General features: G+C 61.5%; 11 protein-coding genes. 9 read left to right on the forward strand and 2 right to left on the reverse strand.

Features of this window, described 5'->3' with window-relative positions:
- Positions 1-64 precede the first annotated feature (64 nt).
- On the reverse strand, positions 65-946 hold the full coding sequence (locus BHD07_RS05380; RefSeq protein WP_100669493.1) for a LysR family transcriptional regulator: 882 nt from the start codon (positions 944-946) through the stop codon (positions 65-67).
- Between the two features lie 115 nt (positions 947-1061).
- Here BHD07_RS05380 and BHD07_RS05385 point away from each other — a divergent pair, with 115 nt between their 5' ends.
- The gene (locus BHD07_RS05385) at positions 1062-2558 is read left to right on the forward strand and encodes a CoA-acylating methylmalonate-semialdehyde dehydrogenase (RefSeq protein WP_338278273.1); all 1497 of its coding nucleotides are present in this window, start codon (positions 1062-1064) and stop codon (positions 2556-2558) included.
- Positions 2559-2712: 154 nt separating this feature from the next.
- On the opposite strand, the gene BHD07_RS05390 is transcribed toward BHD07_RS05385, so the two are convergent.
- Positions 2713-3753, reverse strand: a complete 1041-nt coding sequence (locus tag BHD07_RS05390) for a Fe(3+) ABC transporter substrate-binding protein (protein ID WP_338278275.1) — start codon at positions 3751-3753, stop codon at positions 2713-2715.
- A gap of 189 nt (positions 3754-3942) precedes the next feature.
- On the opposite strand from BHD07_RS05390, the gene rirA reads away from it, so the two are divergent.
- The 8 genes from rirA (at position 3943) to BHD07_RS05430 (ending at position 12116) form a co-directional block, all read left to right on the forward strand.
- A complete protein-coding gene (rirA, locus tag BHD07_RS05395; protein WP_018094280.1) occupies positions 3943-4407 on the forward strand; it encodes an iron-responsive transcriptional regulator RirA in 465 nt (154 codons plus the stop codon).
- A 455-nt stretch (positions 4408-4862) separates the two neighbouring features.
- Complete coding sequence (locus BHD07_RS05400; RefSeq protein ID WP_338278277.1) at positions 4863-6458, forward strand: ABC transporter substrate-binding protein; 1596 nt, start codon at positions 4863-4865, stop codon at positions 6456-6458.
- A gap of 104 nt (positions 6459-6562) precedes the next feature.
- On the forward strand, positions 6563-7567 hold the full coding sequence (locus tag BHD07_RS05405; protein ID WP_338278279.1) for an ABC transporter permease subunit: 1005 nt from the start codon (positions 6563-6565) through the stop codon (positions 7565-7567).
- A 10-nt stretch (positions 7568-7577) separates the two neighbouring features.
- Complete coding sequence (locus BHD07_RS05410) at positions 7578-8486, forward strand: ABC transporter permease subunit (RefSeq protein ID WP_018094283.1); 909 nt, start codon at positions 7578-7580, stop codon at positions 8484-8486.
- Position 8487: 1 nt separating this feature from the next.
- On the forward strand, positions 8488-9342 hold the full coding sequence (locus tag BHD07_RS05415) for an ABC transporter ATP-binding protein (protein WP_018094284.1): 855 nt from the start codon (positions 8488-8490) through the stop codon (positions 9340-9342).
- Complete coding sequence (locus tag BHD07_RS05420; protein ID WP_018094285.1) at positions 9339-10166, forward strand: dipeptide ABC transporter ATP-binding protein; 828 nt, start codon at positions 9339-9341, stop codon at positions 10164-10166. Before BHD07_RS05415 ends, BHD07_RS05420 begins: the two co-directional genes overlap by 4 nt.
- A 64-nt stretch (positions 10167-10230) precedes the next feature.
- On the forward strand, positions 10231-10575 hold the full coding sequence (locus tag BHD07_RS05425) for a RidA family protein (protein ID WP_338278282.1): 345 nt from the start codon (positions 10231-10233) through the stop codon (positions 10573-10575).
- Between the two features lie 410 nt (positions 10576-10985).
- On the forward strand, positions 10986-12116 hold the full coding sequence (locus BHD07_RS05430; RefSeq protein ID WP_338278284.1) for an AI-2E family transporter: 1131 nt from the start codon (positions 10986-10988) through the stop codon (positions 12114-12116).
- Positions 12117-12246 lie beyond the last annotated feature (130 nt).

Here is a 12246-nt window from a genome sequence, read left to right on the forward strand (position 1 = left end):
GATGTCAGGTCGAGTTCAGACGCGGGATGCGGGCGAAACCGCATACGGTTTTCCTCACCCCGCTCTAAACGAAGATCTGATGCTCCGCCGTCACCAGTTCCTGTAGAAACGCTGCGACCGTACGCACGCGCACCAGGTCGCGGGCGCTCTCGTGATAGGTCGTCCAATAGGCGCGGCGGATCGTCGTTTGGGGGAGCAGGCGTACAAGCTCCGGATATTGCCGGGCGATGTAGTTATGCAGGATCCCGATGCCGGCGCTGGAGCGGGCGGCTTCGGTCTGGCCGGTAGCGCTGGAGATTTCGAAGGAGGCGTTCCAGCTGCGCATGACCTCGCTGGAGAAATTGAGCGACGGTGTGAAGATCAGATCCTCCACATAGCCGATCCGCCGATGGTTCTTGAGATCGTCGACAGTCCCGGGTGTGCCGTAGCGGCCAAGATATTCTGCCGATGCGTAGAGGCCCAGTGTATAATCGGTAAGCTTGGACGAGACGAGCCGCCCCTGTTCCGGCCGTTCGATGGTAATCGCGATATCGGCCTCGCGCTGCGACAGCGAGAAGGAGCGCGGAACAGGAACGAGCTGGAGCTTCAGTTCCGGGTAACGTGCCGTGAGCCGCCCGAGACGCGGCGCCAGGAACGAGACGCCGAAACCATCGGGGGCGCCGATGCGCACCGTGCCCGCGATCGCCGTATCGATCCGCCCGACCTGCGATTGGGCGGCGAGCATCTCGGTTTCCATGCGCTCGGCCGCGGCAAAGAAGACCTCGCCTTCGGCCGTTAGTTCGCAGCCGTTGGGACGCCGGATGAGGAGCTTCGCTTTCAGCTTTTCCTCGAGCGCGGTAACCCGCCGGCTGAGCGTCGCGTGATTGATGCCGAGCCTTTTCGAGGCGGCGAGGATCTGGCCCGTCCGAGCGACGGCCAGAAATACCCGGACGTCGTCCCAGTTCATGCGAACGCTTTCATGGACTTTAATTTGTGCACAACGGTTCCTGAAATTCGGAAATTGAATTGTTGAAATCGTAGTGCGATCATGAGGGCACAATCAAGGGTCAGGAGAAACACTCATGTATGAACTCGGTCATTTCATCGACGGCAAGCGCGTTGCCGGTACGAGCGGTCGCGTCAGCAACATCTTCAACCCGGCAACGGGCGAAGTTCAAGGCACCGTAGCGCTGGCGAGCGACGCGGACCTGGCCGCCGCCGTCGAGAGCGCCAAGGCTGCCCAGCCCAAATGGGCAGCAACCAACCCGCAGCGCCGCGCCCGCGTCTTCATGAAGTTCGTCCAGCTCCTGAACGACAACATGAACGAGCTGGCCGAGATGCTTTCCCGCGAGCACGGCAAGACCATCGACGATGCCAAGGGCGACATCGTGCGCGGCCTCGAAGTCTGCGAATTCGTCATCGGCATTCCACACCTGCAGAAGAGCGAATTCACCGAAGGCGCCGGTCCCGGCATCGACATGTACTCGCTCCGCCAGCCGGTCGGCGTCGGCGCCGGCATCACCCCGTTCAACTTCCCCGGCATGATCCCGATGTGGATGTTCGCCCCGGCGATCGCCTGCGGTAACGCATTCATCCTCAAGCCTTCCGAACGCGATCCCTCCGTGCCGATCCGCCTTGCCGAACTGATGATCGAAGCCGGTCTGCCGGCGGGCATCCTCAACGTCGTCAACGGTGACAAGGGCGCGGTGGATGCGATCCTGACGCATCCCGATATCGCCGCCGTTTCCTTCGTCGGCTCGACCCCGATCGCCCGCTACGTCTATGGCACGGCGGCGATGAACGGCAAGCGTGCGCAATGCTTCGGCGGCGCAAAGAACCACATGATCATCATGCCGGACGCCGACCTTGACCAGGCGGCCAACGCCCTCATCGGCGCCGGCTACGGTTCCGCGGGCGAGCGCTGCATGGCGATCTCGGTCGCCGTTCCGGTCGGCGAGGAAACCGCAAACCGGCTGATCGACAAGCTTGTTCCGATGGTCGAAAGCCTGCGCATCGGTCCCTATACCGACGAAAAGGCCGATATGGGCCCCGTCGTCACCAAGGAGGCGGAGCAGCGCATCCGCAGCCTGATCGACAGCGGCATCGAGCAGGGTGCGAAGCTCGTGGTCGATGGCCGCGACTTCAAGCTGCAGGGCTATGAGAACGGCCACTTCATCGGCGGCTGCCTCTTCGACGACGTCACACCCGACATGGACATCTACAAGACCGAAATCTTCGGACCCGTCCTGTCCGTCGTCCGTGCCAGGAATTACGAAGAGGCCCTGTCGCTGCCGATGAAGCACGAATACGGCAACGGTGTCGCCATCTACACCCGCGACGGCGATGCGGCGCGCGACTTCGCCTCCCGCATCAATATCGGCATGGTCGGCGTCAATGTTCCGATCCCGGTTCCGCTCGCCTACCATTCCTTCGGCGGCTGGAAATCCTCGTCCTTCGGCGACCTCAACCAGCATGGGCCGGACTCGATCAAATTCTGGACGCGGACGAAGACGATCACATCCCGCTGGCCGTCCGGCATCAAGGATGGAGCCGAGTTCTCGATACCGACGATGCGATAACGCGGCAGCGAACGCCTGCTTCGACCGGGGCCTCCTTCGGGAGGCCCTCCGATTGGATCGAGGAGGCGGCGCGAATAACCGTTCGCCCCACTGGAGCCGGCACGAAAACGGCGGGCATGCGCCCGCCGTCCACGTATTGCTTCGATGGTCGGTCTCAGTCCTGCGGGCCGTCGTTGTAGCCGATCTTGTCGACGATTTCCGAGGCCTTCTTGCGGTTTGCCGCGATTTCGGCAAGCGGCAGCGTGTCCGGCTTGATCTCACCGAAGGACTTCACGACGTCCGATGGTTCGGCGCCCGGCAGAACCGGATACTCGAAGACCTGTTCGGCATAGATTTTCTGCGCTTCGCCTTCCGACAGGAATTCCATGAGCTTGAGGGCATTCTCCTTGTTCGGCGCGTTCTTGGCGAGCGCCATGCCGGAGATGTTCACATGCGTGCCCCGGTCCTTGGTGTTCGGGAACAGCACCTTGATCGCCGAAGCCCATTCCTTCTGCTCGGGCTCCTTCTCGTTGGTGATCATAAGGCCGACATAGTAGCTGTTGCCGAGCGCAATGTCGCATTCGCCGGCGAAGATCGCCTTGGCCTGGTCCCGATCGCCGCCGTCCGGCTTCTTGGCGAGATTGTTCCTGAGGCCGGTCAGCCATTTTTCCGCTTCGGCTTCGCCGTGGTGCGCGATCATGGAGGCGAACAGGCCGACATTATAGGAGTGCTGGCCGTCGCGGGTGCAGATCTTGCCCTTCCACTTCGGGTCGGCGAGTTCCTCATAGGTGATGTCGTCCTGCGCGACGCGCTCCTTCGAGGCATAGACGACGCGGCCGCGTGTCGTCAGGCCGAACCAGTTGCCGTCCGGATCCCGGAAATGGTCGGGAATATCCTTGTTGATGGTCTCGTTGACGACCGGCTGTGTCACGCCCGCGTCCTTGGCTTCGGTCAGGCGGCTGATGTCCACGGTCAGGATCACGTCGGCTGGAGAGTTTGCGCCTTCAGCCTGGATGCGCTCGACAAGACCCTTGTCGAGAAAGAGGACGTTGGTCGCAATGCCCGTCTTCTCGGTGAAGGCGTCCAAAAGCGGCTTAATGAGGTCCGGCTGCCGGTAAGAGTAGATGTTGACCTCTCCGTCGGCTCGGACCGCCGTAGAGGCAAGAAACGTCGCCGCTACGGACAGCGCTCCGATCAGCGCTTTTGAAATTTGCATGGTGCTCTCTCCTTTTTCGTGTTTTAAACTTAACTAACTCAATCATATTTCTGCCGTCCGCCGGCGCGTCAGTCAACAGCGAAAAGGTGAAGAGATAACCTTCGTGAATATTTCCACTTTTTGGAATTGTTCCAAACTGCGATCCGTCCTATATGATGAGGCACGAATTTATCGAATCCGGAGCAAAAAATGCGTCTGACGAAGCAAACCAACTACGCGGTACGCATGTTGATGTACTGTGCTGCGAACGGCGAGAAGCTCAGCCGCATTCCCGAGATTGCCAGGGCTTACGGCGTATCCGAGCTGTTCCTCTTCAAGATTCTGCAGCCGCTCACGAGAGCCGGCCTGGTCGAGACGGTGCGCGGCCGCAACGGCGGCGTCCGCCTGCCGAAGCCGGCGTCGGAGATCACCCTTTTCGACGTCGTCAAAGTCACGGAAGACAGTTTCGCCATGGCGGAATGCTTCGAGGCGGGCGAGATCGACTGCCCGCTGGTGGACAGCTGCGGCCTCAACGCCGCGCTGCGCAAGGCGCTGAACGCCTTTTTCGAAGTGCTTCAGGGATACACGATCGACGACCTGGTCAAGGCCCGGCCGCAGATCAACTTCCTCCTGGGCCTGGAAGAGCCGGTGCGCCCGCAGACCTCGGCCGCCTGAGTTCACTCGCGTCCGCGAGCTTGCGGCCGAGAGGCTCTGCCCTGTAGCAGCGTGAGAGCGGGACGGAAAACCCGCGCACGCTGGCGGCAACTCATCCGCGAACTGCTGCTTCCAGTCGACAGGTCTTGCTTCCGGCGGGCGATCTCGGCACCTTGAAGGTAGCGAGCACTTTCGAGGTCGAATGTTTCCCTTCGACAGCGCAGCTTAGAGTTTATCTGCATTCCCCTTGAGAATTCGCGACTCGCATTGCTTGCCTCGGAACCGCGGTTGCCTGCGAAAGTCGGGGATAGTTCCGCGTGCTCTGTTTGCGGAAGAATTTTTCGCATAGACAAAATTCCAAAGCGACTTATTGCATTGCGACGCCAAATGTCGTTCCATCCGCCCTTGACCGGGTGTAAACGTCATGCCGTGTCAGATAAATTGCGAGAACAAAAACAAATCTGGGAAGCAAGCTCATGAAAAAGCTCACTACTCTCTTGGCAGCGACGGCGATTGCCACGCTGATGGCCGGCACCGCCTGGTCGAAAACGTTCGTCTTCTGCTCGGAAGGGTCGCCGGAGGGCTTTGATCCCGGCCTCTATACGGCCGGCACGACCTTCGACGCCGCCGCGCATACCGTTTACAGCCGTCTTCTCGAGTTCAAGAAGGGCACGACGGAGACCGAGCCCGGGCTCGCCGAAAGTTGGACGATTTCCGACGACGGCCTTGAATATACTTTCAAGCTGCGTCCCGGCGTCAAGTTCCAGACGACCGAGTTCTTCACCCCCACCCGCGAACTGAATGCCGACGATGTGATCTTCTCGATCGAGCGCCAGTGGAAGTCCGACCATCCGTGGCACGGCTACGTAACCGGCGGTTCCTGGGAATATTTCGCCGGCATGGGCCTGCCGGAACTGCTCGAGTCGGTCGAGAAGGTCGACGACATGACGGTCAAGATCAAGCTGAAGCGCAAGGAAGCGCCGTTCCTCGCCAATCTTGCCATGCCCTTCGCGTCGATCATGTCGAAGGAATATGCCGACAAGCTGCAGGCCGAAGACAAGATGAACCAGCTCAACCAGATGCCGCTCGGCACCGGTCCTTTCGCCTTTGTCGGCTACCAGCAGGACGCGGTCATCCGCTACAAGGCTCATCCGGACTTCTGGGGCGGAAAACAGAAGATCGATGATCTGGTCTTCGCGATCACCACGGATGCGGCCGTTCGCTTTCAGAAGCTGCAGGCCGGCGAATGCCACCTGATGCCCTATCCGAACGCGGCCGATGTGGAAGCCATGAAGGCCGATCCGAACCTGAAGGTGATGGAGCAGGCCGGCCTCAACGTCGCCTATCTCGCCTACAACACGACGCAGGCGCCTTTCGACAAGGTCGAAGTGCGCAAGGCCCTGAACAAGGCGATCAACAAGCAGGCGATCGTCGACGCCGTCTTCCAGGGACAGGCGCAGCCGGCGGTTAACCCGATTCCGCCGACCATGTGGTCCTATAACGAACAGATCGAAGACGACACCTACGATCCGGAAGCGGCCAAGAAGATGCTCGAGGATGCCGGCGTCAAGGACCTTTCGATGAAGGTCTGGGCGATGCCGGTCGCGCGTCCCTACATGCTGAACGCCCGTCGCGCCGCCGAACTGATGCAGGCGGACTTTGCAAAGGTCGGCGTCAAGGTCGAAATCGTCTCCTACGAATGGGCGGAATATCTCGAGAAGTCCAAGGCGAAGGACCGCGACGGTGCGGTCATCCTCGGCTGGACGGGCGACAATGGCGACCCGGACAACTTCCTCGACACTCTGCTCGGTTGCGATGCCGTCGGCGGCAACAACCGCGCGCAGTGGTGCAACAAGGAGTTCGACGACCTCGTCACGAAGGCGAAGGAAGCCTCCGACGTCACAGAGCGCACCAAGCTCTACGAGGAAGCGCAGGTCATCTTCAAGCGCGAAGCTCCCTGGGCAACGCTCGACCACTCGCTCTCCATCGTCCCGATGCGCAAGAATGTCGAAGGCTTCGTGCAGAGCCCGCTCGGCGACTTTGCTTTCGACGGCGTTGATATTGTAGAGTAATCTTATCGACAGATCCGAAGGGGGCGTTTGCCGCTGGCGAGCGCCCCTCTTCCTTTTTGCCAGTGCCGCCACTCATGCGGGCACGGTTGGCATGAGGTTTGACTATGTTCCGATTCCTTCTGGGGCGTTTGGCAGTGCTGATCCCGACTTTCGTCGGGGTTTCCATCATCGCCTTTTCCTTCATCCGCCTGCTTCCCGGCGATCCCGTGGCGCTGCTTTCCGGCGAACGGGTGATGTCGCCGGAGCGGCACGCCGAGATCTCCCACCAACTGGGCTTCGACCGCCCCATCGTCATGCAGTACCTGGATTATCTCTGGGGCGTTCTGCAGGGCGACTTCGGAACGTCGATCGTCACCAAGAAGCCGGTGATCGATCAGTTCATGGAGCTCTTCCCGGCGACCGTCGAGCTGTCGCTTTGCGCCATCATCTTCGCGGTGGTCGTCGGCATCCCCGCTGGTGTCGTCGCGGCAGTCAAGCGCGGATCCATCTTCGACCAGATCATCATGGGCACCGCGCTCATCGGCTTCTCGATGCCGATCTTCTGGTGGGGCCTGCTGCTGATCATCGTGGTCTCCGGCATTCTGCAGTGGACGCCGGTGTCCGGGCGTATCTCGTTGATGTTCTTCTTCCCGTCGGTCACCGGCTTCATGCTGATCGACTCGCTATTGTCCGGCCAGGAAGGGGCGTTCCAGTCGGCCTTCAATCACCTCATCCTGCCGACGATCGTTCTCGGCACCATTCCGCTCGCCGTCATTGCGCGCCAGACCCGCTCTGCAATGCTTGAAGTGCTTTCCGAGGACTATGTGCGCACGGCACGTGCCAAGGGGCTCTCCACCTTCCGTGTGGTCGGCATTCATGCGCTCCGCAATGCGATGATCCCTGTCGTCACCACCATCGGCCTGCAGGTCGGTGTGATGCTGGCGGGCGCGATCCTGACGGAGACGATCTTCTCCTGGCCGGGGATCGGCAAGTGGATGGTCGATTCGGTCTTCCGGCGCGACTATGCCGTCATACAGGGCGGGCTTCTGATCATAGCCGCGGTCATCATGCTGGTGAACCTCGCCGTTGATCTGCTCTACGGCCTGATCAACCCCCGCATCCGGCACTGAGGAGAGCGATATGACCGAAGTTACCGCGACAACCGCCATATCGACCGATCCGACGCGCCGGGCGCGTCTCGCCGAATTCTGGTACTATTTCTCGGAGAACCGCGGCGCCGTTATCGGCCTGTTCTTCTTCCTGTTCCTGGTGCTGCTCGCCATCTTCGCTCCGCTGGTGGCACCCCATAACCCGACCATCCAGTTCCGCGAGGCGGTGCTGCTCCCGCCCGTCTGGCAGGAAGGCGGCCGCGCGACTTTCCTGCTCGGGACCGACGCCGTGGGCCGCGATATGCTCTCCCGTCTCATCTACGGCACACGTTTCTCGCTCTTCGTGGGCGTCATCGTGACGGTTCTGTCCCTGACGGGCGGAATCCTCGTCGGCGTCATCGCCGGCTATTTCCGCGGGTGGATCGACACGGTCATCATGCGGATCATGGACATCATCCTGGCCTTCCCGTCGCTCCTGCTGGCGCTCGTCCTGGTTGCGGTGCTGGGGCCGGGCCTCACCAATGCGATGATCGCGATCGCGCTGGTTTTCCAGCCGCATTTCGTCCGCCTGACGCGGGCGGCGGTGATGACGGAGAAAACGCGCGACTACGTCGTGGCGGCGAAGGTCGCCGGAGCCGGACATGCGAGGCTGATGTTCAAGACCATCCTGCCGAACTGCATGGCCCCGCTCATCGTCCAGGCGACGCTCTCGTTTTCGAGTGCGATCCTCGATGCGGCGGCACTCGGCTTCCTGGGTATGGGTGCGCAGCCGCCGACGCCGGAATGGGGAACGATGCTGGCGGAAGCACGCGAATTCATCCTCCGTGCCTGGTGGGTCGTGACGCTTCCCGGCCTCGCTATCCTCGTGACCGTTCTGGCAATCAATCTGATGGGCGACGGCCTGCGCGACGCGCTCGACCCCAAGCTGAAGAGGTCCTGACATGGCGCTTCTCGAAATCGAAAACCTCGTCGTCGAATTCCAGACGGCGTCCGGGCCGTTCCGAGCCGTCGACGGCGTCTCGCTCAAGGTGCATGAGGGCGAGGTCCTGGCGATCGTCGGGGAATCGGGCTCCGGCAAATCCGTGTCCATGCTTGCCGCCATGGGGCTTCTGCCCTGGACCGCCAAGGTGACCGCGGACAAGCTCGCCTTCAACGGACGGGATCTTTTGAAGATGCCGGCCTCCGACCGTCGCAAGATCGTCGGCAAGGACATTGCGATGATCTTTCAGGAGCCCATCGCCAGCCTCAATCCGTGCTTCACGGTCGGTTTCCAGATCGAGGAAGTGCTGCGCATACATATGGGTCTCGACCGGGCAGCGCGGCGCAAGCGCGCGATCGAGCTGTTCGATGCGGTCGGCATTCCCGACCCCGCCGAGCGCCTCGGGCACTTTCCGCACCAGATGTCGGGCGGGCAGTGCCAGCGCGTGATGATCGCCATCGCGCTTGCCTGCAACCCGAAACTGCTCATCGCGGACGAGCCGACGACCGCACTGGACGTGACGATCCAGAAGCAGATCCTCGATCTCCTGATGAAGCTGCAGCAGGAATACCGCATGGGCCTCATCATGATCACCCATAACATGGGCGTCGTAGCGGAGACGGCGGATCGCGTCATCGTGCAGTACAAGGGCCGGAAGATCGAAGAGGCGGATGTCCTTTCGCTGTTCGAGTCGCCGAAGAGCAATTATACCCGCGCGCTTCTCTCGGCCTTGCCGGAGAATGCGACGGGAGACCGGTTGCCGACGATTTCCGAACTTTTCAATGAGCAACAGATGCTCGAGGGAGCTGCTCGATGACCCATGTTCTCGAAGCCCGCAACCTGGTGCGCGACTATCATATTCCCGGAAACCTGTTCCGTGCGGCGCGCACCGTTCATGCGCTGAAGGGCGTAAGCTTCACGGTCGACGAGGGCAAGACGCTCGCGATCGTGGGCGAAAGCGGCTGCGGCAAGTCTACGCTCGGACGCATCATCACGCTCATCGACCCGGCGACGGCGGGCGAGCTGTCGATCGACGGCAAGACGGTCGACATCGCGCGCGAGGGGCTGACGGCGGAGATGCGCCGCAAGGTTCAGATCGTCTTTCAGAACCCTTACGGCTCCCTCAATCCTCGCCAGAAGATCGGCGATATTCTCGCGGAACCGCTCATCATCAACACCAAGGTTCCGGCAGGCGAACGCCGAGAGCGGGCAATGGCGATGTTGAAGAAGGTCGGCCTCGAGGAGAAGCACTACAATCGCTATCCGCACATGTTCTCCGGCGGCCAGCGGCAGCGCATCGCGATTGCCCGTGCGCTGATGCTCAATCCCAAGCTTCTGGTTCTGGATGAGCCGGTTTCGGCGCTCGACCTCTCCGTACAGGCGCAGGTTCTGAACCTGCTCGCCGATCTGCAGGACGAATTCAAGCTCACCTATGTCTTCATCAGTCACGATCTGTCGGTGGTGCGCTACATCGCCGATGACGTAATGGTGATGTATTACGGCGAAGCGGTCGAGTATGGCAGCCGGGACGCGGTATTCTCCGACCCGCAGCACGATTATACGAAGACGTTGTTCGCGGCGACGCCGCGGGCGGATGTCGCCAGCATCAAGGCCCGGCTCGCCCGGAAGAATGCCGCCTGAGCGGAAATACGTATCACCCAAATGCCGGCAGACCGTTGTTCGGCCCAACACCAGGATGAGGATTATGGAAATCAAGCGTTTCGAAAGCGGCTCGAGGATGAGCCAGGCCGTGGTCTACAACAACACGGTCTATCTCGCCGGCCAGGTCGGCAATGCCGGCGACGACGTCGTCACCCAGACGAAGCAGGCACTGGCGGAGGTCGATCGTCTGCTGGCGCTCGCAGGCACGGACAAGACGCGCATTCTTTCCACGACCGTCTGGCTCGCCGACATGGCGGACTTCGCCAAGATGAACTCGGTCTGGGACGCCTGGGTGCCTCAGGGGGACGCGCCGGCGCGCGCGACCGGCGAAGCGAAACTCGCAACCCCGGAATATCTCGTGGAAGTCATCGTGACGGCAGCTCTCTAAGCCGTTTCACGCAAGCAGACATACGCTCCACTTTCCCCGCCGTCGGCCCCTGGGCCGGCGGCGTTTTGCTGCCGTCCTTACACGCTTGTCGCGCAGGAACGATTTCCGCAGTTGCGGCGTTTATGGGTGCGTTCCGCAAGGAGGATGAGACATGCTCTACCGGGTGCCACGACCCGTCGTGACGTGCCGGTATTCGGCATGGATCTCTTCCCGCGCACGCCGAAGGGCGTGGCCTATACATTGCTGATCATCATCGGTGGGCCTGGCCTGCTTTCCGCCACGCTTCACCTGTCCCGCTTGAGCGACATTGAGCAAGGCTTCGCGGGGGCATCCGCGGTGGAGTGCGCCACCTCCGTCCCGCATTCGCGAACGAGCTGTTCGCCGCATGAGCGTTTGAGAGGTAGGTGCCGATGGACATAGTCGGGCGGACGACGGCCGAGCGTCGACGAAAGCGCGAAGCGGAGAGGGAAATCGCGCTAGCCGAGGCATCGGCGATCGTCGCCCGAAAACGCGACAGCATCGATCTCGCCGGCGCGTGGAGCGTCATTGGACTGTTCGTGATCGCCTGCGCGACAGTCGTCTATGCGATGGAAGCGATCCTCCTGCCGATCACGCTCGCCGTCGTCATCGGCATCGTTCTCGGCCGTGCTGCCGATGAACTGGCCCGGTTCGGGCTGCCGCCCATGTTCGGCGGCCTTTTGCTGGCACTTTGCTTTCTGCTTGGCCTGTCATACCTGGTCAATGCCATCCTCTGGCCGATCACCGAGGTCGCGCGCGAGGCGCCGCGGCTGGTCGAAGGCCTCATGGAGCGGATACTGCCCTATCTGCAGCGCTTCGAATGGATAAACGTAGCGCTTGCCCGCGGCAGCGGAGAAGAGGCTTTCGCCGACGTCATCGTCAAGAATGCGGGACCGCTGATCGGCGGCGCGGCGGCAAGCCTGACGCCCGCTTTGGTGCAGACCCTGATCTTCCTGGCCGCCCTTGTGCTCTTCCTGCTGGGGCGCGTTCAGTTGCGCAGCACGATCATTCTCGCTTTTCCCAGCCGCGAAGGTCGCCTGAGCGCGATCCGGATCATGAACGCCCTGGAGGATGCGCTTACGCATTATTTCTCGACCGCCAGCCTGATCTATCTGGCGCTGGGCTTCATAACCATGGTCATTGCGCTGGTCGGCGGATTGGCGATGCCCCCGCTTTGGGGGCTGTTCGCCTTCGTCTCGAGTTTCATTCCCTATCTCGGGGTCACCTTCATGACCCTCTCTTTGCTCGTCGGCGGGCTGATGACGCATGATGCGCTCATCGTGGCCATCGCCCCGGCGGTCGCCTTCTTCACCGTTCACCTCGCCATGGAAAATCTGCTGGTGCCCGCCATCCTCGGCCAACGCTTCGATATCAACCCGTTCCTGGTCTTCGTCGCGATCATTTTCTGGACGTGGATGTGGGGTGCTGTCGGGGCGCTCCTCGCCTTTCCGCTTTCGCTGATCGCGATGATCATATTCGAGCAGACCCTGCTGCCGCAGCCGGAGCGCCAGTTGCCGGGCTGATCCTTCATGCGCGCGTCTCATAAGACGCGCGGCGCTGTAGGAAAATGTTCGGAGGACTGCAATCTCTCCTCACCTCATCCCTGTGACGAGCACAGGAATGAGGGAACCAAACAAGCGGCGGCGGGTGGCC

It is taken from the genome of Sinorhizobium sp. KGO-5, assembly GCF_036245905.1.
Classification (GTDB): domain Bacteria; phylum Pseudomonadota; class Alphaproteobacteria; order Rhizobiales; family Rhizobiaceae; genus Sinorhizobium; species Sinorhizobium meliloti_A.

Bases quoted from the DNA above. Each gene is read 5' to 3' on its own strand.
- BHD07_RS05420 (WP_018094285.1), top strand. From the start codon at position 9,339: ATGACCCATGTTCTCGAAGCCCGCAACCTGGTGCGCGACTATCATATT.
- BHD07_RS05390 (WP_338278275.1), bottom strand. From the start codon at position 3,753: ATGCAAATTTCAAAAGCGCTGATCGGAGCGCTGTCCGTAGCGGCGACG.
- BHD07_RS05385 (WP_338278273.1), top strand. From the start codon at position 1,062: ATGTATGAACTCGGTCATTTCATCGACGGCAAGCGCGTTGCCGGTACG.
- BHD07_RS05405 (WP_338278279.1), top strand. From the start codon at position 6,563: ATGTTCCGATTCCTTCTGGGGCGTTTGGCAGTGCTGATCCCGACTTTC.
- BHD07_RS05410 (WP_018094283.1), top strand. From the start codon at position 7,578: ATGACCGAAGTTACCGCGACAACCGCCATATCGACCGATCCGACGCGC.
- BHD07_RS05400 (WP_338278277.1), top strand. From the start codon at position 4,863: ATGAAAAAGCTCACTACTCTCTTGGCAGCGACGGCGATTGCCACGCTG.
- rirA (WP_018094280.1), top strand. From the start codon at position 3,943: ATGCGTCTGACGAAGCAAACCAACTACGCGGTACGCATGTTGATGTAC.
- BHD07_RS05425 (WP_338278282.1), top strand. From the start codon at position 10,231: ATGGAAATCAAGCGTTTCGAAAGCGGCTCGAGGATGAGCCAGGCCGTG.
- BHD07_RS05415 (WP_018094284.1), top strand. From the start codon at position 8,488: ATGGCGCTTCTCGAAATCGAAAACCTCGTCGTCGAATTCCAGACGGCG.
- BHD07_RS05380 (WP_100669493.1), bottom strand. From the start codon at position 946: ATGAACTGGGACGACGTCCGGGTATTTCTGGCCGTCGCTCGGACGGGC.
- BHD07_RS05430 (WP_338278284.1), top strand. From the start codon at position 10,986: ATGGACATAGTCGGGCGGACGACGGCCGAGCGTCGACGAAAGCGCGAA.